This is a genomic window from Shewanella olleyana (assembly GCF_023283825.1).
Classification (GTDB): domain Bacteria; phylum Pseudomonadota; class Gammaproteobacteria; order Enterobacterales; family Shewanellaceae; genus Shewanella; species Shewanella olleyana.
Map to the genome: position 1 here is coordinate 23398 of NZ_JAKILD010000020.1, position 19836 is coordinate 43233.

Annotated in this window: 17 protein-coding genes; all 17 read right to left on the minus strand. The window is 42.2% G+C overall.

Annotation, left to right across the window (positions count from 1 at the left end):
- Nucleotides 1–500: 500 nt before the first annotated feature.
- Complete coding sequence (locus tag L2735_RS14515; RefSeq protein WP_248985400.1) at nt 501–2408, minus strand: type I restriction-modification system subunit M; 1908 nt, start codon at nt 2406–2408, stop codon at nt 501–503.
- Nucleotides 2409–2410: 2 nt separating this feature from the next.
- The gene (locus L2735_RS14520; protein WP_248985401.1) at nt 2411–3595 is read right to left on the minus strand and encodes a restriction endonuclease subunit S; all 1185 of its coding nucleotides are present in this window, start codon (nt 3593–3595) and stop codon (nt 2411–2413) included.
- On the minus strand, nt 3592–6000 hold the full coding sequence (locus tag L2735_RS14525; RefSeq protein WP_248985402.1) for a DEAD/DEAH box helicase family protein: 2409 nt from the start codon (nt 5998–6000) through the stop codon (nt 3592–3594). The genes L2735_RS14520 and L2735_RS14525 overlap by 4 nt, the downstream gene beginning before the upstream one ends.
- A 612-nt stretch (nt 6001–6612) precedes the next feature.
- Nucleotides 6613–8442: a glutamine--fructose-6-phosphate transaminase (isomerizing) gene (gene glmS / locus L2735_RS14530; protein WP_248985403.1), complete on the minus strand. Its 1830-nt coding sequence runs from the start codon at nt 8440–8442 to the stop codon at nt 6613–6615.
- A gap of 39 nt (nt 8443–8481) precedes the next feature.
- Nucleotides 8482–9252, minus strand: a complete 771-nt coding sequence (locus L2735_RS14535; protein WP_248985404.1) for a DeoR/GlpR family DNA-binding transcription regulator — start codon at nt 9250–9252, stop codon at nt 8482–8484.
- Between the two features lie 149 nt (nt 9253–9401).
- Nucleotides 9402–10766, minus strand: a complete 1365-nt coding sequence (gene glmU, locus L2735_RS14540) for a bifunctional UDP-N-acetylglucosamine diphosphorylase/glucosamine-1-phosphate N-acetyltransferase GlmU (RefSeq protein ID WP_248985405.1) — start codon at nt 10764–10766, stop codon at nt 9402–9404.
- Between the two features lie 194 nt (nt 10767–10960).
- A complete protein-coding gene (locus L2735_RS14545) occupies nt 10961–11389 on the minus strand; it encodes a F0F1 ATP synthase subunit epsilon (RefSeq protein WP_248985406.1) in 429 nt (142 codons plus the stop codon).
- Between the two features lie 33 nt (nt 11390–11422).
- The gene (gene atpD, locus L2735_RS14550; protein WP_248985407.1) at nt 11423–12814 is read right to left on the minus strand and encodes a F0F1 ATP synthase subunit beta; all 1392 of its coding nucleotides are present in this window, start codon (nt 12812–12814) and stop codon (nt 11423–11425) included.
- 34 nt (nt 12815–12848) lie between these two features.
- The gene (gene atpG / locus L2735_RS14555) at nt 12849–13709 is read right to left on the minus strand and encodes a F0F1 ATP synthase subunit gamma (protein WP_220754408.1); all 861 of its coding nucleotides are present in this window, start codon (nt 13707–13709) and stop codon (nt 12849–12851) included.
- A gap of 51 nt (nt 13710–13760) precedes the next feature.
- A complete protein-coding gene (gene atpA, locus L2735_RS14560; protein WP_248985408.1) occupies nt 13761–15302 on the minus strand; it encodes a F0F1 ATP synthase subunit alpha in 1542 nt (513 codons plus the stop codon).
- Between the two features lie 14 nt (nt 15303–15316).
- Complete coding sequence (atpH, locus tag L2735_RS14565) at nt 15317–15850, minus strand: F0F1 ATP synthase subunit delta (protein ID WP_248985409.1); 534 nt, start codon at nt 15848–15850, stop codon at nt 15317–15319.
- Between the two features lie 16 nt (nt 15851–15866).
- Nucleotides 15867–16337, minus strand: coding sequence for a F0F1 ATP synthase subunit B (atpF, locus tag L2735_RS14570; RefSeq protein WP_055025454.1), 471 nt, complete (start codon nt 16335–16337; stop codon nt 15867–15869).
- 27 nt (nt 16338–16364) lie between these two features.
- Entirely contained in the window at nt 16365–16622 is a 258-nt protein-coding gene (gene atpE / locus L2735_RS14575; protein ID WP_012157432.1) for a F0F1 ATP synthase subunit C, read from the minus strand.
- 32 nt (nt 16623–16654) lie between these two features.
- Nucleotides 16655–17476: a F0F1 ATP synthase subunit A gene (gene atpB / locus L2735_RS14580; protein WP_248985410.1), complete on the minus strand. Its 822-nt coding sequence runs from the start codon at nt 17474–17476 to the stop codon at nt 16655–16657.
- A 12-nt stretch (nt 17477–17488) separates the two neighbouring features.
- Nucleotides 17489–17872: an ATP synthase subunit I gene (locus L2735_RS14585; RefSeq protein ID WP_248985411.1), complete on the minus strand. Its 384-nt coding sequence runs from the start codon at nt 17870–17872 to the stop codon at nt 17489–17491.
- Between the two features lie 225 nt (nt 17873–18097).
- Entirely contained in the window at nt 18098–18991 is an 894-nt protein-coding gene (locus tag L2735_RS14590) for a ParB/RepB/Spo0J family partition protein (protein ID WP_248985412.1), read from the minus strand.
- Between the two features lie 15 nt (nt 18992–19006).
- Nucleotides 19007–19789 (minus strand): ParA family protein, encoded by a 783-nt coding sequence (locus L2735_RS14595; protein ID WP_248985413.1) that lies wholly within the window; start codon nt 19787–19789, stop codon nt 19007–19009.
- Nucleotides 19790–19836 lie beyond the last annotated feature (47 nt).

Here is a 19836-nt window from a genome sequence, read left to right on the forward strand (position 1 = left end):
CTTGTAAATCAATGAAAACTAAAGATATAATACAATATTACACTATAATTGATTTTTATTTTTTTGAGATGTGTTGTAGAACAACAAGTTAACTGGAAGGAATTTTTTTTAAATTTTTTGAAAAAAAATTTATTTTCACACAAATATTTGAACCAAATTTGGCTGTTTTCTAGAGGGGATTTTAATTTAGAACTTTCATCCAATAATATTACACTATTTTCATAATGTTATACGTCTTATATTCAACCATTTTCGGTTCATTCAAATTGAGAAACTAACCACAGCTAGGCATAGTTTAGATTATCTCTTACTGCTGTAGTTAATGAAATATGACCGCTGATTCAGGGTATTTTTAGCTTGTTTTTGGACAAAACTGATTTTACACTATTGAATCAAGGTCTTTTATTTGTATTAGATAGTTTATAGGGAATGTCTAAAAACCAGGCCAAAACCACCGCATAGTTTTGACCTGGGAGTTATATTGTTTAATACATCTCAGATTATGCCAGTAACCCTTCTAGATTCTTCAATGCGTTTGCAATGACCGTTTCTTTCTCTTTGATACTTGAGATTATCTCTGCCGGTGTTCGGGTATCTTGTTCTACAACCGCATACGGGTTGGAGGCCTTAATATCAAACGTTGCAGCATCAATATCAGAGGCCTTAGTCTCTAGCGCTTTGGCTGCCTTTTGCTTCTGTACAATCTGTTCATCTACGGCATCTAGAGCTGCTTTCTCAGCTTTATCCTTTTTAAGTTGTTTATGCTGTTCTTTTAAATCAATAACCTCGGCTTTAATGACAGCAGCCTCTTCAAGTAAAGGCTGCATTTCTTCGCGGGCTTTAGCTCGGCGATCAGAAAAATTAACCGTCCAAGAATAGCGACTATCACCTTCTGGTTTACCGTGGTTTTGCAGCATACGTGCGTAGCTTGGGAACGGCTTATCCGATTGAGTTTGATCTTCTAACCAATCAGCGGTAAGTGTATTGGGTAGTTGAGCATCGGGAAGAACTGTACCATCTTTCGCAAAACCAAAGTGCGCTAGTGTTAATGGTGTTTTCTTACCAACTTTGATATGTGATAAGTCGTAGTACCAAATTTTTTCGGTTTTCTTTCCTTTGGTAAAAAATAGTAGATTGGTTTTTACGCCAGCTCCCGCTGTTGAAAATACACCACCGGGTAAACTGACAATTGCCCAAAGATCGCATTCATCTACAAGTTTTCGTTTGGTTTCGACAAAAGCACTTTGGTTAGTGCGGAATAGCAGACCTTCATCCAATACGATTGCACAGGAGCCCTCAGGTGCAAGTTCACTTAGAATGTCCTGAACAAAAAGTACTTGGGTCGAACTGGTTTCAAATGCAAAGTTTTTCTGTGCGTCTTTGCCTTCTTTGCCACCAAACGGAGGATTGGTCAAAATCACATCAAACTGCTTCGGAGCTTGCTCAAATAGCCCGGCGTAAGTAGCTCGGCGAGTTAATGAATTGCCATGCCAAAGGTTGGGCTGATCGATACCGTGTAGGACTAAGTTAGCCAGTGCTATAGGGATTACTAGGTTCTCTTTTTCACGGCCAAAAAACGTATCGTATTTTAGTGTGTCGAGATCAGTACTCGCAGGGCTTTGTCCAAGTTGTCGGGCGATATGTTCATAAGCAATCGCAAGAAAGCCACCAGTACCGCAGCAAGGGTCATAAACGATTTGCCCTAATTGCGGTTTCACAGTGTGAACCATTGCGCGAATGACTTCACGTGGAGTGAAAAACTGGCCTCCGTCGGAGTTTTTCTCACCCATTTTCAGCAATAGGTCTTCATACACTTGTGATAGGGTGAAGAAGTGAGTGTCGTCAACATAGTCAATATTGATCTCGTGCACTTTGTCCAGAATATCACGTAGATTAGCTTCGCTATCGACTCTAACGCGCTCAACAGCAGTCATAGTTCGACCTATTATTCGCTGTTTTCGGCTGGCTTCAGGGGTGGGTAAACCTGTTTGCGGGTCGATATCCATACTGTGTAGATGGGGCAGTAACTCTTTATTGATAAAATCAAACAATTTGCCATCACCTGCCGCAAATAACTCCTGCCTTTTCCAGCCGAACGGTTTTCCTTCTGCTGTTTTAGGGTGGTCAGTTTTTTCAGAAAAGGGAGCGGCCCAATCCTGCCAGCGGTATGGGCTGTTTAACGCAGGGGTAAAGTTTGCCCCTAATACTTCTGCTTCTTCGCGAGCTTTGGTTTCCTGCGCATCGAGAATGCGTAAAAATAGAATCCAAGTGAGTTCAGGTACATATTGTAATGCGCTGCTACAATTTGAGCGTCTCATCACATCACAGATGCTCTTTACAAAAGATGAAAGGGATTGGGTTGAGGCAATAGCCTTAGATTGTTTAGTTGTCTTTGTTGCTTTAGCCATAGTTAATTCTCAAATGATTTGGCAAGTATATGGGCGGGCAGTTTTTCAATATCTACTAATTTGGCTTTGGTGGATTGCTCTAGAGCATCTATTTCTGTCATAGCCGATTGAATACGAGCAACTAACTCTAGCTGTTCAGCTTTTGTTGGAGCGGGAACTTCAAGTGCATTCAGAAGCGTACCATTAAGCGCTGATTGACTTCCTCCACGATCAGATGATAATTCTCGTAAATCTTGATAAGAAGATTTCATCCATAGATATAAAAACTCAGGCTCCCAAGTGTCGTTTGGCATTACAGCGAAACAGTTTTGGTTTGTCGTAGCTGGAATTTCTAAAATCGCGGATTGCCCGCGAGTCTTTCCTTGACCTATCATTGCAATCAGTACGCTCTTAGGTGGAAGTAATTTTACCGAGCATTCAGCAAGAGCCAAATTAGAAATAGCTTCTTCAGTCGATGTTATCGGCGCAAAAGCGACTTCACCTGTTTTTACCCAAGCAATTTCCGCTGGTTTCCAATATTGCTTATTACCACGTGATGGTGTTGATCCGCTGGTAGTTGGAGCATTGTCTCCCAAACGCTTTTTCGGAACGGAATCAAGTGCAGCGAAGAACGCTTTTAGCATGCGGGCGCGTAACAGGTGAACATCACTTAACTGCACTAGTGCCGCCTGTCGGGCAGTTTCCACTTCTGTTAATTGCGCTTTTAGACTTGCCGCTATTTTGCGTTGTTGTGTTAGTTCAAGGTATGGAACATCTAAATTTAAGATTTTGTTTTTATTGAGCAGAGCCGCTCCCATGCTGTTTTTTGTATCGTCACGACTTGCTGCCATAGGTAAAACAAGAGACAGATAGTCTAAATCGATACCAGATGCTTTAGCCTCATCTGGGTCGAAAGTAGCAATCGCCTCATTCGTATAAAGCTCTTCTCCTGCAAAAGACGTTCGGCCAACTGTTAACTTGAAGCTAAAAAGCAAACTCCCCTTTTTAACAAGCTTACAATTGGAGTTTCTTACACCATCGTCGGAAATGCATTCTGCTGTTCTTGTAAGTATAGGCTGACCCTCCATATCTCGAATTGAAACCCATAAATTAGAGCCATCGAAGTATGATGGATTGCCTCTACTTGGGGTTCCTCCAATTTTTACGTCAGAGAAAAGATCAGATATTTTTTTGGTGGGAACGCTCATAATCCAAATAATCTCTCTTTTGCTTCATGTATCGCCTGCACTGGAGATCCTAAAGCACGCAAGGTATTTAAACCTCCAGCTAGTTTAATCTCAGGTACTTCCCATAAACTTGGGCTTTCTAGTGCATCGGTGCCACCTCGGGCAAATTGGTGGCCAAGGCCTTTCAGAACAATTGCAGCTTTATCATTCATATTTTCAAACCAGCTCTGATTGTTGTTTATAAATTGTTCACCGCGTTCTGGGCGTGTCAGGGCTCGGGTATGGTAGCCGTGGTGGCCAAAAAAGTCGTACAAATCAAAATCGTTCATTTCATCTATTTCGCGGATCACTTCCGGGCTAAAATTATCGCTAAGCAGGTGATCAATTAATTGTCGGCGCTTCTGAGTTTCAATCCATAGCGCACGGAAGTCGTTTAAATTCCGTGCTTCGCTCAATACACGTAGCATTACTTCTCGGCGGTATTCATCTACCGGTATTGGAGTGTCTCGTCCATCTCGTCGGCTGAGAATGAAACGCCCTTGCGGGTTGATAATCACGCTTTTCCCGCCGATTTCTGCTACTATAGGGCCGCTATTTCCACCGCCTCCACCGAGAAGCTCTTCGCCACCACTCTTGCCACCAGAGCCAGGAAGGGGTGGCTTAGTAATAAAATCAGTGCCAAATAATTGGGTAACGTCGGTATAGTCGTATAGCCAGAATTTGTATTTTTGGGTTTCTTCGTGAATGCGGGTGCCGCGGCCTACCATCTGGTAAAACTTTATGGGCGATTGCAAGTAACGGAAAAACACTACTGCGTTTATACGCTCAATATCGACGCCTGCTTCTAACAAGTCCACGGTACAAGCAATAAATGCCCTCTCTGCGGAGCCACGCATAGGTTCAATCATGTCCGAGCCGTTGTTAGCGCCTCCCATACATTTGAACGCATAGTGGTCTTTAGGTGTTTGGCTGTGCTCTTTACACCAGCGAACGTACAAGTTGTTCATATGTTGAGCCACGCGATCCGCGTGTATTTCACGGGTGCAGAAGAGTATCACTTTCTGCTCTGGCCCGCCATTTTCACACAGTAGTTTGAACAGATCTGCGCACATTTTTGGCGTGCGTAGTTCTATAAAGAGTTCATCGTCGAAGTCTTTGCCAGTGTATTCACTGTTGGTGAGATCATCTTCAGTAAGTGGTAATCCCGTTTTTATATCCTTCACGCCTGCTTTGAGTATTTCGTCCCTAGTAAAGGTGGCGTTATCAATGCTAGCTTTACGTTTGACTATTTCACAGGCCGCGAGGTAGCCATCCTCCTGAGCTTGAATTAGCGTGTATTCATAAACTGGCTCACCAAAATACTGGCGGTTATTGGCTGTGATTTCTTGGTCTTCTTGGCTGACGTGTTTGGATTCTTCCAGTTTTCGTGGTGTCGCTGTAAGGCCTATATGAATAGCGTTAGGGTTGCGTTTAAGTACTTCCGACCAACGCCCCCATGCCGAGCGATGGCATTCGTCGATAATGATTACACTAAAGGCATCTTCACCGTAATGCTCAGAGAGAAAGCTTGCAAAACCGTCATCGTCATCAAGCCCCAGAGTTTGATAAGTTGCAATGTGAACGCGGGCATTTGCCGCTGCATTACCACCTTTTTCGGTTCGTACAATACGAGCATTATCGCCAAAAGCTGCTTTGAGTTTTGTGTATGCTTGCTCGCGTAATTCATCACGGTCACACAAAAAAAGCGCGGGTTTAGGCAATTGACCTGACTGGCTCATACGCCAAAGCAGGTTGGTGGCAATAATGGTTTTACCTGCTCCAGTGGCTAGGGTGAGTAAGACACGTGGTGGGTTACCTGACTGTTGTTCGAGTAGAATTTTCTCAAACGCTGCGCGGATAGCGGCATCCTGATAGTAGCGAGATTGCGACCAAGCAGGACTATCAGCCTGAAACAACATTGCTGCGGCAGGGTGGCTTATGTTTATACCAACGTCTTTCGCATAGCGAGCAGTTAAATCAGAATGAGGAGGAAAGTCTATGAACGGGAATGGACCATTCTGTAAGCTAGTGGTGCAATCAAACTCGCCATATCTATGTCCGTTTGTGGAAAACACATATTTAACATCAAAGCGTTCGCAATCTGCGTAGCCCTTGGCCTGCTGCATTCCTTTGAGAGGATCTTCGCTTTCTCTTTTTGCCTCGATAACGGCGACTGGGAGAGCTTTAGGCATAGGATCAACCTTCACACAAAGGAGGTAATCTGTTCGTCCAGGTCCTTTGCGACGACGTCCCTTGCTTCCGCTTGGTTCAACTGGCGCGGGTGTTAAAATAGTTTCTAGGGTTATTCGATCCTTGTTGACGTATCCTTTGTCACGTAAGACTGGGTCTATCAGATGATAACGGGTATCCGCTTCATTCATGCTCATAATTCTTAGTCCTTATTCTTAAAATTTGTCATGGCTAGATAGATTAGTTTTTATGTTTATCCCATCTTGGAAGCCACTAGAAACCTAAACAGAATACAAAGCCCATGGGTAGTTACCTCATAGAACTTGGGGGAAAGGAAATCTAACCTACGGTTTTATTGTAATTTACTCGATATGTCTCAAGCGAGCCACTAGAAGTTATGCATAAGATGTCATTTGTCCTGATATATGGCCCGGAATTTTCAATGGTTATATGGGGCATTTGCTCATGTGGGGCGGAAGGGTTGTTACGATAAATTGATTAGATAAATTTATAAAAATGTAAAGAAAAATGGCTAAAAAGCTGACCCCCTCTAAATAGGTTTGGGGAAAAAGTGATTTTCACACATAATTGTTGCATGCAAAAATTATCCAACTTAAAGGTCTTAGTTATAGTATTTATTGCTAACAAAAATGAGATTACATGATGAGATAATGACAAGTCATAGTCAAACTCAGGGGTTCCAAATAAACCCCTTGAATTTGATTCTAACTTTATTTAGATGTTTCTATCTTTATTTAATGGTTTCCTACTTTATTTAGAATCTACAAAATTAATAACTCTTTAGGACTTTATTCAACAGTCACTGATTTCGCTAAGTTACGTGGTTGGTCTACGTCAGTCCCTTTAATCAAGGCAACATGATAAGACAATAGCTGTAGTGGAATGGTATAAATCAATGGCGCCATAAATTCATCACAATGTGGCACTGGAATCACCTTCATGGTGTCATCTGATTCAAACTCTGCATCTTTATCTGCAAACACATACATTAAGCCGCCGCGAGCACGCACTTCTTCCACATTTGATTTAAGCTTTTCAAGTAATTCATTATTAGGTGCAACGACAATTACAGGCATATCAGCATCAATCAATGCTAATGGACCATGTTTAAGCTCACCCGATGCATAAGCTTCTGCATGAATATATGAAATCTCTTTTAACTTAAGTGCACCTTCCATCGCGATAGGGTATTGATCCCCGCGACCAAGGAACAATGCGTGATGTTTATCAGCAAAGTCTTCAGCAAGCTCAGCAATAGCGTCATCCAAGCTTAACGCTTGTTCTACCTTAGCTGGCATAGATTGTAAGCTTTGAGTGATCTCCGCTTCCATCTCTTCAGTCATACCGTTATGACGACCAATTGCTGTAGTCAGCATTAATAAACCAGCTAACTGCACCGTAAAGGCTTTAGTAGATGCCACACCAATTTCAACACCCGCTTTCATCATATAAGCCATGTCAGACTCGCGAACTAATGATGAGCCAGGAGCATTACAAATGGTCAGCGTCGCTTTGTAGCCCATATCTTTAGCTAAGCGCATGGCCGCTAAAGTATCAGCCGTTTCACCAGACTGGGAAATAGTCACTAATAGGCTATTTGGGAACATGTGTGATTTGCGGTAACGGAACTCAGATGCAATTTCTACGTTGCAAGACACGCCGGCCCAATCTTCTAACCAATAACGTGCAGCCATACCTGCATGGTAACTCGTACCACAGGCAATAATTTGTACATGTTTAATATCTTTTAAGAAATCTGCGGCATTTTCACCAAACGCAGAATCCAATACTTTGCCAGCAGAAATTCGGCCTTCAAGCGTATGAGCAATAGCGGTTGGTTGCTCATAAATTTCTTTAAGCATGTAATGGCGATATTCACCTTTGTCGCCAGCATCATGAGTGACTTCAGACTCTTTAACTTCACGCTCAACGGCATTACCATCAACATCGAAAATATTGACTTCGCGACGGGTAATTTCAGCCACATCACCTTCTTCTAAAAAGGCAAATGAACGAGTAACAGGTAGTAATGCTAATTGATCAGATGCGACGAAGTTTTCACCTAGCCCATAACCCACTACTAATGGACTACCACTTCGAGCAACTATCATGCGATCGCTATCACGACGGTCAATCACAACCGTGCCATAAGCACCTTCGAGTTGTTTTACTGTCGCTTGAACCGCTGCGAGCAATGTTTCATGCGTCTTTAATTCATGATGAACTAGGTGACAAATTACTTCTGTATCGGTATCTGATGCAAAGGTATAGCCCAACCCTTTAAGCATTTCGCGTAACTTATTGTGATTTTCAATAATACCGTTATGAACAACGGCTATATCACCTTCAGATAAGTGTGGATGAGCATTGCGTTCACTTGGTTCACCATGTGTCGCCCAACGGGTATGAGCAATACCTGTTCCGCCCGTTAATGATTCATTAGCTAAAGCGTCATCTAATTCTTGTACTTTACCGACACGGCGCGTACGTCCAAGTTCACCTTGATTAATAATAGCTACACCAGCAGAATCGTATCCACGGTACTCTAGGCGCTTTAGGCCTTCAACTAAAATTTCAGCTACATCTCTTTGCGCTACCGCGCCAACAATCCCACACATATTCTAATACCTACTTTTAATACTTAAATTTAATTTGGTTTATTTCTTGTATGACGCCAATAATACTTTGACACCATGTTGAGTAATTTTGTCGACCATTTCTGCTGGTAATCTATCATCAGAAACTAAAACACTGATGTTTTCCCAAGCTAGTTCGAGGTTGGGGATCCTGCGCCCAAATTTATCTGACTCAAGCATCACAATAACTTCGCGTGATACTTCAGCCATGAGTTTACTTAACCCTGTTAGCTCATTAAACGTAGTTGTTCCACGCTCAAGATCAATCCCGTCAGCACCGATAAATAATTGGTCAAAATTATACGAGCGTAAAACTTGCTCTGCGATTTGGCCTTGAAAAGATTCAGAATGCGGATCCCAGGTACCACCTGTCATCAGTAAGGTGGGTTCATTTTCTAATTCGTGAACGGCATTAGCCAGTTGCAATGAATTGGTCATCACCAATAAACCACGCATATTATCGAGTTGTTGAACTAAACCCGAAGTCGTACTGCCGCTATCGATAATTATGCGGTTATGGTCTTTGATTAACTGCGCAGCTTTTTTAGCAATAGATAACTTATTAGGCGCAATTTTAGCGCTAAATTGCTGCGTGACCTCATCAGGCACAGCAATCGCACCACCATAACGGCGCAGCAGTAACCCAGCTTCTTCTAACGTTGCTAAATCCTTACGGATAGTCACTTCAGAAGTTTCAAACCGTAACGCTAACTCATCAACACTTACCTCGCCTTGCTGAGATAAAATGCTAATAATATTATGTCTACGCTGCTGTGTATTACGTTTGTTCATATTAACCATAAGTTTCGATTCGAAAGATAATTATAATCAATCGAAACTTTATTGACAATATTTCAATCAACTTATATCCATGTACAGTAGAAACAAAAACGGCCTGTTAAATAACAGGCCGTTTAGATAAAACAGATTAATCTATCAATTTATTTAGCTTTTTTAACAGGTCTTGCCCAATCTTTAATGTGGCGCTGTTTTACGCGAGTAATGACTAGCTCACCTTCGCCAACATCTTTGGCAATCGTTGAGCCGGCACCTAAAGTGGCACCTTTACCGATTGTAACCGGGGCTATAAGTTGTGAATCACTGCCAACAAAGACATTATCTTCAATAGTGGTTTGGAATTTATTAGCTCCATCATAGTTACAAGTAATAGTACCTGCACCGATATTAACCCCAGAACCAATTTTAGCATCGCCTAAATAAGCTAAGTGTCCCGCTTTTGAACCTACGCCTAATACCGCTTTCTTCATTTCGACGAAATTACCGATATGAGCATCTTCTTTTAGCTCTGCACCAGTACGTAATCGAGCAAATGGTCCAGCACTCGCCGCTATACCAAGCTTGGCGCCTTCGATGATAGAGTAAGGTTTTATTTCAGCATTATCAGCAATATCACAATCAATTAAAATGGCACCAGCACCGATAGTGACATTATTACCTAAGGTAACCTTACCTTGGAAAATGACATTAATGTCAATCATCACATCCATACCAACAGTCACGTCACCACGAATATCAATACGAGCAGGGTCTCGTAGATTTGCACCTTCGAGCATTAACTTTTCAGCGCTACGGGCTTGATAAGCGCGCTCTAATTGTGCCAATTGAACGCGATTGTTTGCGCCTTCAACTTCAACAGCAGATTCTGGTTGTGCAGTATCAATTGCAACACCATCCTCTTTCGCCATAGCAACAATATCTGTTAGATAGTATTCACCTTGGGCATTTGAATTAGATAATCGACCTAACCAAGACTTTAACTGTTTACCTGGCACAGCCATGATGCCCGTGTTCACTTCTTGAATAAGCAGCTGCTCAGCATTGGCATCTTTTTGCTCAACGATACCGACTACACTGCCATTTTCACGAACGATACGGCCGTATCCAGTTGGGTTATCTAAATTAACCGTCAAAATTGCCATACCATCTTGTGGACGTGCAGCTAATAACTTCTCTAAAGTAGATTGCTGTATTAATGGCACATCGCCATAAAGAATTAATACAGTGTCATCGTCATTAATATTTGGGTTTGCTTGTGCGACAGCATGCCCAGTACCAAGCTGCTCAGCTTGAAGTACCCAATTAACACTCTGTTCGCCCAACGCAGCTTGCAATTTATCGGCACCATAACCGTAAACAAGCTGAATAGCTTCGCTGCCTAATGAGTTTGCCGTATCAATAACGTGCTGCACCATGCTTTTATGCGCAATAGGGTGAAGAACTTTAGGTAAATCAGAACGCATCCGTGTTCCCTTACCAGCGGCTAGAATAACTACATTTAATGACATCAGGTTTCCTTGAACTACTATTCAATTTAATTGGGTGTATTTTAACGCAGTTTTATTGTAGCTGGAAACTTAGATAGTTGAATTGAAGGTGGAAAGAGGGTTTTATGTATCTTTTCTACTTTATTTTATATTTTAAAGATTAGTTCAGATACAAAAAAGGCGACCCTGAGGTCGCCTTTTTAAAACAATAACCTTTATCTGGCAATGTTCTTTTTGATGGTTTCAACAACACGAAGCTGAGCTAAAGATTTAGCTAACTCGATTGTTGCAGCTTCATAATCGAAGTCAGCACCTGCATTAGCGATATTCGCTTCAGCACGTTCCTTAGCTTCAATTGCAGCTTGCTCATCAATATCATTGGCACGCAAAGCGACGTCAGCAAGAACAGAGATTGAATCAGGTTGCACTTCCAGGATACCACCTGAAAGATACATCACATCTTCACTACCATCTTGCTTAATCATGCGCGCCATGCCAGGTTTGATTTTAGTTAGCAAAGGAGCATGGTTAGGCATAATGCCTAACTCACCTTCGGTACCGCTCACTTCTAAGAAGCTTACGTCACCGCTGTACATGCTGTTCTCTGCACTGACTATATCAAGTTTGACTGTCATGGCTGCCATCAAGATCTCCTAAAATACTAAGCTAATGCTCAGTTATTTCTTTTTGTTAGCTTTCTCGACAGCTTCGTCGATTGAACCAACCATGTAGAACGCTTGCTCTGGAATGTGATCGAACTCACCACTCAAGATGCCCTTGAAGCCACGGATAGTGTCTTTAAGAGAAACGTACTTACCAGGAGAACCTGTAAAGACTTCTGCTACGAAGAAAGGTTGAGATAAGTATTTCTCAATCTTACGTGCGCGGAATACAGTTGTTTTATCTTCATCAGATAATTCATCCATACCCAAGATAGCAATAATGTCTTTCAGCTCTTTGTAGCGTTGAAGTACAGTTTGTACGCCGCTTGCTACATCGTAATGCTCTTGACCAACTACTAATGGATCTAATTGACGTGAAGTCGAATCCAGTGGGTCAACCGCTGGGTAAATACCTAGCGAAGCAATGTTACGAGACAGTACAACAGTCGCATCTAAGTGAGCGAAGGTTGTTGCTGGTGACGGATCGGTTAAGTCATCCGCAGGTACATATACCGCTTGTACAGAGGTAATAGAACCAGACTTAGTTGAAGTAATACGTTCTTGTAGAACACCCATTTCTTCAGCTAGCGTTGGTTGGTAACCTACTGCAGAAGGCATACGGCCTAATAGTGCAGATACTTCAGTACCGGCCAAGGTGTAACGATAGATGTTATCAACAAATAACAGTACGTCACGACCTTCGTCACGGAATTTTTCAGCCATTGTCAAACCTGACAATGCTACACGTAAACGGTTTCCTGGAGGCTCGTTCATTTGACCATATACCATGGCTACTTTGTCGAGAACGCCAGAATCTTTCATTTCGTAGTAGAAGTCGTTACCCTCACGAGTACGCTCACCAACACCAGCGAATACAGAAAGACCTGAGTGTGCTTTTGCGATGTTGTTGATTAATTCCATCATGTTGACGGTTTTACCAACACCAGCACCACCAAACAAACCAACTTTACCACCTTTAGCGAAAGGACATACAAGGTCGATAACCTTGATACCAGTCTCTAAAAGTTCTGTTGAGCTTGACTGATCTTCGTATGAAGGAGCTTCACGGTGAATTTCATAACGCTCTTCTTCACCAATGTCGCCACATTCATCGATAGGCTCACCCAATACGTTCATGATACGGCCAAGGGTTGCAACCCCAACCGGAACAGAAATTGGTGAACCTGAGTTTTCGACCTCTAGACCACGACGCAGACCATCAGAAGAACCCATAGCGATGGCACGAACAACACCACCACCTAGTTGCTGCTGAACTTCCAGCACCAAACCATTACAAGTTCCTTCACCTGTGATCTTCAGAGCGTCATATACCTGAGGTACAGAATCTTGTGGAAACTCTACGTCCACAACCGCGCCAATTACTTGGACAACAGTACCTGTGCTCATGATTAATCCTCTAAACTTGATTTCGTTACCTAACCTAAACCGCTGCAGCGCCTGAAACAATCTCCGACAATTCCTGCGTAATCGCGGCTTGTCGTGCCTTGTTGTAAACTAACTGCAAATCGCTGATCAAATCGCCTGCGTTGTCTGTTGCTGCCTTCATCGCTACCATACGGGCAGCTTGTTCAGACGCAATATTTTCAACAACACCTTGGTAAACTTGAGACTCAACATAACGTGTCAGTAAAACTTCCAAAATATCTTTTGGATCTGGCTCGTAAATATAATCCCAAGGGTACTTAGCTACTTCTTCTTCCGATTTAGGCAAAGGTAGCAGCTGCTCGATCACAGGAGTCTGGGTCATTGTATTAACGAATTTGTTAAATACAATAAACAGACGGTCCAATTTACCTTCGTTGTAAGCTTGTAGCATAACTCTCACGGTACCGATTAAATCGGCTAACTTAGGCGCATCGCCTAAACCTGAGGCATGGGCAGAGATATCTCCACCAAAGCTTTTGAAAAACTGAACACTACGTGCGCCAATAGGACAAAATTCAACATCTGCCCCTTGTTCTTTCCAGTTTTTCACGTCTGACACAACCTTTTTGAAAAGGTTAACGTTCAGACCACCACAAAGGCCACGGTCGGTTGACACAACAATGTAACCAACCCGCTTGGCATCTCGAACTTCCAAATATGGATGTTTATATTCAAGAGTACCTTGCGCTACGTGACCGATCACCTTACGCATATGCTCTGCATACGGGCGGCTAGATGCCATGCGTTCCTGCGCTTTGCGCATTTTGCTGGCAGCAACCATTTCCATTGCAGAAGTGATCTTTTGAGTGTTTTTAACACTCGCGATCTTGGTTTTAATCTCTTTAGCGCCGGCCATTTCTACTCTCCAATCTGGGACCGAAGGTGCCCAAAGACACCTCGATAATTATTACCAGGTTTGGGTTTCAATGAACTTGTCCATGCCCGCTTTTAATTGACTTTCAATGTCTGCGTTGTAATCGCCAGAAGCATTAATAGTATTAACAAGCTCAGCATGTTCGCTGTTCATGAATGAAAGCAGAGCAGCTTCGAAGCTACCGATTTTACTTAGTTCAACACTCTTCAAGTAGCCTTTTTCAGCTGCGAAGATTGAGATAGCTTGGGCAGCAATGCTCATAGGAGCATATTGCTTTTGCTTCATAAGTTCGGTAACACGCTCACCATGCTCAAGTTGAGCACGAGTTGCATCATCTAAGTCAGATGCAAATTGTGAGAACGCAGCAAGCTCTCGATACTGTGCTAACGCGGTACGAATACCACCAGACAGTTTCTTAATGATCTTAGTCTGAGCCGCACCACCAACACGAGATACTGAAATACCTGGGTTAACAGCAGGACGTAAGCCTGAGTTAAATAAGTCAGTTTCAAGGAAGATTTGACCATCTGTAATAGAAATTACGTTAGTCGGTACGAATGCAGATACATCACCTGCTTGGGTTTCAATAATAGGCAACGCAGTTAAAGAACCGGTTGTACCTTTTACTTCACCGTTAGTGAATTTTTCTACATAGTTTTCGTTTACACGTGAAGCACGTTCTAATAAACGAGAATGTAGATAGAATACATCACCTGGGTATGCTTCACGTCCTGGTGGACGCTTCAATAGTAGAGAGATCTGACGGTAAGCAACTGCTTGCTTAGATAGATCATCATATACGATTAAAGAATCTTCACCGCGGTCACGGAAGTATTCACCCATTGAACAACCAGAGTAAGGTGCTAAGTATTGTAATGCTGCAGCTTCAGAAGCTGTTGCTACTACAACGATAGTGTTAGCTAATGCACCGTGCTCTTCAAGCTTACGTACAACGTTAGCGATTGTAGAAGCTTTTTGCCCTACCGCTACGTATACACATTTAATGCCTGAATCTTTCTGGTTGATAATTGCATCGATAGCCATCGCTGTTTTACCAGTCTGACGGTCACCAATGATCAATTCACGTTGACCACGACCAATAGGGATCATGGCATCAACGGCTTTATAACCAGTTTGGATTGGTTGATCTACAGACTGACGTTCAATAACACCAGGAGCGATAACTTCAATAGGAGAGTAACCATCGTTGTCGATTGGTCCTTTTCCATCAATTGGCTCACCAAGGGTGTTAACAACGCGGCCTAATAAACCACGACCTACTGGTACTTCAAGAATACGACCAGTAGTCTTAACTTTTGCGCCTTCTGCTAAATTAGCATAAGGACCCATTACTACGGCACCGACAGAATCACGTTCTAAGTTCAACGCGATTGCAAAACGGCCACCAGGCAGTTCGATCATTTCACCTTGCATTACATCGGCAAGGCCGTGAATGCGAATGATGCCGTCACTTACTGCAACGATTGTACCTTCGTTGCGAGCTTCACTAACGACGTCGAACTGCTCGATCCGCTGCTTAATCAGATCGCTGATTTCAGTGGAATTCAGTTGCATGCTCAAACTCCCAATTACGATTGTAGCTTATCAGACAAGCGCGATAGATTACCGCTAACAGAGCCATCAATGACTAAGTCGCCTGATTTAATAATTACACCGCCAATAAGCGATGCATCTACACTACAATTCAGCTTAACTTTGCGTGCGAGACGTTTCTCAAGAGAAACACTAATTTGCTCTTCCTGCTCAGAACTTAGCTCAGTCGCTGAAACAACAGTTGCTTCAACTTCTTTCGCCCATTCATTGCGGTACTCAGCAAAAAGTAGAGAGACTGTTGGCAGTATCTCTAAACGACCGTTTTCAGCCATAACCTTTATAAGGTTTTGACCCTGTGCGTTTACCTGCTCACCACATACTTCAATAAATAGTGAGGCAAGTTTTGCACTAGCCAATGAACCACCAAGCAACGGTTTAATTGATTCGTTTTCACTAACCAATGCCGCGAAGTTCAGCATTTCTGCCCAATCTTCAATTGCTTTATGTTCAACAGCAAAATCAAAAGCTGCCTTTGCATAAGGACGAGCAATGGTGCTTATTTCAGCCATAACTCCGATTCCTTAATTAAATTTCAGCAACAAGTTTATTAACTATGTCACTGTGAGCTTCTGGATCAATCGAACGTTGAAGAATCTTCTCTGCACCAGTTACGGCAAGAGTAGCAACTTGCTTACGCAAGTCATCTTTAACGCGATTACGTTCGTTTTCAATTTCAGCTTGACCTTGAGCGATAATTTTCGCACGTTCGGTATCAGCTTCAATTTTCGCTTCTTCAACTATTTGAGCTTTGCGCTTATTAGCTTGCTCAATAATTTCATTAGCAGTCGCCTTCGCTTCTTTTAGTTGCTCATTAGCTTTCGCTTGAGCCAACTCTAGATCTTTTGCAGCACGTCCTGCATCAGCTAGCCCATCGGCAATTTTCTTCTGGCGTTCTTCGATAGCGTTCATCAATGGCGGCCATACAAACTTCATGCAAAACCACACGAAGAGTGCAAAAGAAATCGCTTGGCCTAGCAGGGTAGCGTTAATACTCATAACGACAACTCCTTCTAAGGGGGGCGATTAGCCAGCTAATTGACCTAAGAATGGGTTAGCGAATACGAAGAATAATGCAACACCAACTGCAATCATTGAGATCGCATCAAGTAGACCAGCTACGATGAACATCTTAGTTTGTAATGCTGGAGCAAGTTCTGGTTGACGAGCTGAAGCTTCTAAGAACTTACCACCTAAGATAGCAAAGCCAATACCAGTACCTAGCGCTGCTAAGCCAATCATGATCGCAACAGCTATTGCTGTAAAGCTAATTACAGTTTCCATTTTATCTCCGATAAATAACTAATTTTATTAAATTAATGTTCTTCATGTGCCATGCTTAGATATACAATCGTAAGCATCATGAAGATAAACGCCTGCAGCACAATAACCAAAATATGGAAAATAGCCCAAGGCACTGATAATGCAAACTGAGCCCACCAAGGCATCAGTGCTATCAGAATAAAGATCAACTCACCTGCATACAGGTTACCAAACAGACGAAGCGATAATGAAATCGGCTTCGCAACCAAGGTTACTGTTTCCAATACTAAGTTTACTGGAATCAATGCCCAATGATTGAAAGGTTGTAAGGTCATTTCTTTAGTGAAACCACCAAATCCTTTTACTTTAATACTGTAAAAAACAATCAACGCGAACACACTCAAGGCTAAACCAAGAGTTACGTTTAAGTCAGTTGTTGGTACAATTTTAAGGTAAGGAACACCTAAAAATCTGTTTGCGGCTTCAGGTACAAAGTCAACTGGAATTAAGTCCATTAAATTCATCAGGAAAACCCAGACAAAGATAGTCAGACCTAATGGTGCGATAACAGCGTTACGCCCATGAAATGAGTCTTTAACGATTTTATCAACACCTTCCACGCACATTTCAACGAAACATTGAAATTTACCTGGAACGCCAGTTGTTGCTTTTTGTCCTACTTTGAAGAATGCCCACAAAAATAGAACCCCAAGACCTACTGAAAACAAAAGTGAGTCAATGTGCCAAGTCCAAAACCCGGCATCTTGACATGCATGATTAAAAGCAATTCCGCCATCGGCAGAACACATTTTCGCATTAGTCAGGTGATGCTGGATATACTCGGAAGCATTTAATGCTTCACCAGTTGTCGCCATGATTAATCTCACTTAATTTTGCTTGAAGTATAAAGGGGCTGTCCAAGGTATTAGTAAAGCCAGCAAATAACAGCTAAACAACGGCAAAAATGGCGTTTTTAGCATGCCAAATGCGATGGCAAACAACACAATGGTTAGCAGCAACTTTACCGCTTCCCCCAAGAAAAACATCCAAACGACTTTTCCTGACGCTTTAGCTCCCGCATGAGAGAAAGCAAGGGTTGCGAATACAAAATTAGGGAGTACAGCAATGAGACCACCTGCTATAGCAGATAAGCCATACTGAGCTCCCCACAGAGCGAAAAAGAAAATTGAAGTTCCCCCAGCTACCGCCGCCTGTAACAACACTATTCGATAGGCTGACCACCGGCCACGACGCGCTAAAACCTTACTCAATTTTGAATCTCCGCATTAGTACTTATTTTTCCGCTAGGCCATTAATGTGATCATTAACAACTCAGACTGGAAAAAAAGCATGCAAAGTATACCTTTTCACACCTTGTTTGCAACTTTGATGAGAGGTTAAACAGTGATATTAGGCGCGATTTAGCTCTAAATTTCTAAAAAGTCAAAATTACGCCTTGTTACAAAGTTACTATTGAAATGACTTTGTTGGGAGATTTAGTGGATTTTGCTAAGTATTCCATCCAATTCAGCAAGATCTTGGTAGTTTATTACAATTTTACCTTTACCTTTACTGCCATGATTAATCGCAACTTTAGCACCTAGTTTTTCAATTAACTGTTGCTCCAAGCGAGTTACATCATGATCTTTAGTTGGCTTTTCAGCTTCTTTAGCAGGATTTAGGGCTTTATTGACTAATCGTTCAGTTTCTCGAACTGTCATTTCTTTAGAAGCGACTAATCGAGCTAAATTAGTTTGCTCTTCACCGTCAATAGCAAGTAGGGCTCGGGCATGACCCATATCAATATCCCCATACTCTAATAAACGCTTTACTGGCTCATTTAAACTATTTAAACGTAATAAGTTAGACACACTTGCTCTAGATTTCCCGACAGCATCAGCAGTTTGTTGATGAGTTAATTCAAACTCTTCAAGTAAACGTTGCAATGCAATCGCTTCTTCCATTGCATTTAAATCTTCACGTTGAATGTTTTCTATTAAAGCAATGGCAACAGCTGACTCATCAGGTACCTGCTTTACAATACAAGGTACCTTGTCTAATTGAGCAATTTGCGATGCTCTCCAACGACGTTCACCAGCAATAATTTCGTATTTTTCAGCATCAACTTTACGCACAACGATAGGTTGAATAACCCCTTGTGATTTAATTGACTCTGCAAGCTCTTCTAGCGCTTCAGGTGACATATCCTTACGCGGTTGATACTTCCCAGACTGCAACAAATCTAAATCAAGCATTAGCAGGCCATCTTCCTTTGGTGCTTCGATGGTTTCAGCTTTTGTTTGAGTCTGTTCTGTTTTACGGCTCGCAGCATTACTGTTACTTAACAATGCATCCAAGCCTTTACCTAAACCGCGCTTTTTTAACGTCATTTTATTCCCTTACGCTTAATTAGATTCTGTTTGTTGCTCTGCACGGCGAATGATTTCACCCGCAAGCGCTAAATAGGCTTTTGCACCAGCACTAGACTTGTCGTAATACATTGCTGGTGCGCCAAAACTTGGGGCTTCAGCTAAACGAATATTTCGAGGGATCACTGTGCGATAGACTTTTTCGCCAAAATGTTGCTTTAACTGATCCGAGACATCGTTAGATAACCGATTACGAGGATCGTACATGGTACGTAAGATCCCTTCTATACAAAGGGTAGGATTAACCATTGCCCCTAACTTAGTAATGGTATCAATTAGCGCAGTTAACCCTTCTAATGCATAGTATTCACATTGCATTGGTACTAATACTGAATCAGCAGCTGACATGGCATTTACCGTCAACATATTCAAAGATGGCGGACAATCAATAAAGATAAAGTCATAATCATCTTTGACTTCTGCCAATGCATTTTTTAATCGAATTTCTCTAGCGAAAAACTCCATTAATTTAATTTCTGCCGCAGTGACATCGCCATTTCCGGCAATCAGATCATATTTACCTGTGGTGTCTTTAATGACTATTTCTTCAAAGGGCTTTTCTTCGACTAATAACTCATAAGCAGTATTTTCAACTTCATATTTGTCGACGCCACTACCCATAGTGGCATTACCTTGTGGATCAAGATCGATTAACAGCACCTTGCGTTTTGTGGCCGCAAGCGAGGCTGCTAAATTAACACAAGTTGTTGTTTTTCCTACGCCACCTTTCTGGTTGGCTACGGCAATGATTTTACCCACGTGTTCACCCTAAGGACATATTTACGATGTCCGATAATATTTATTCT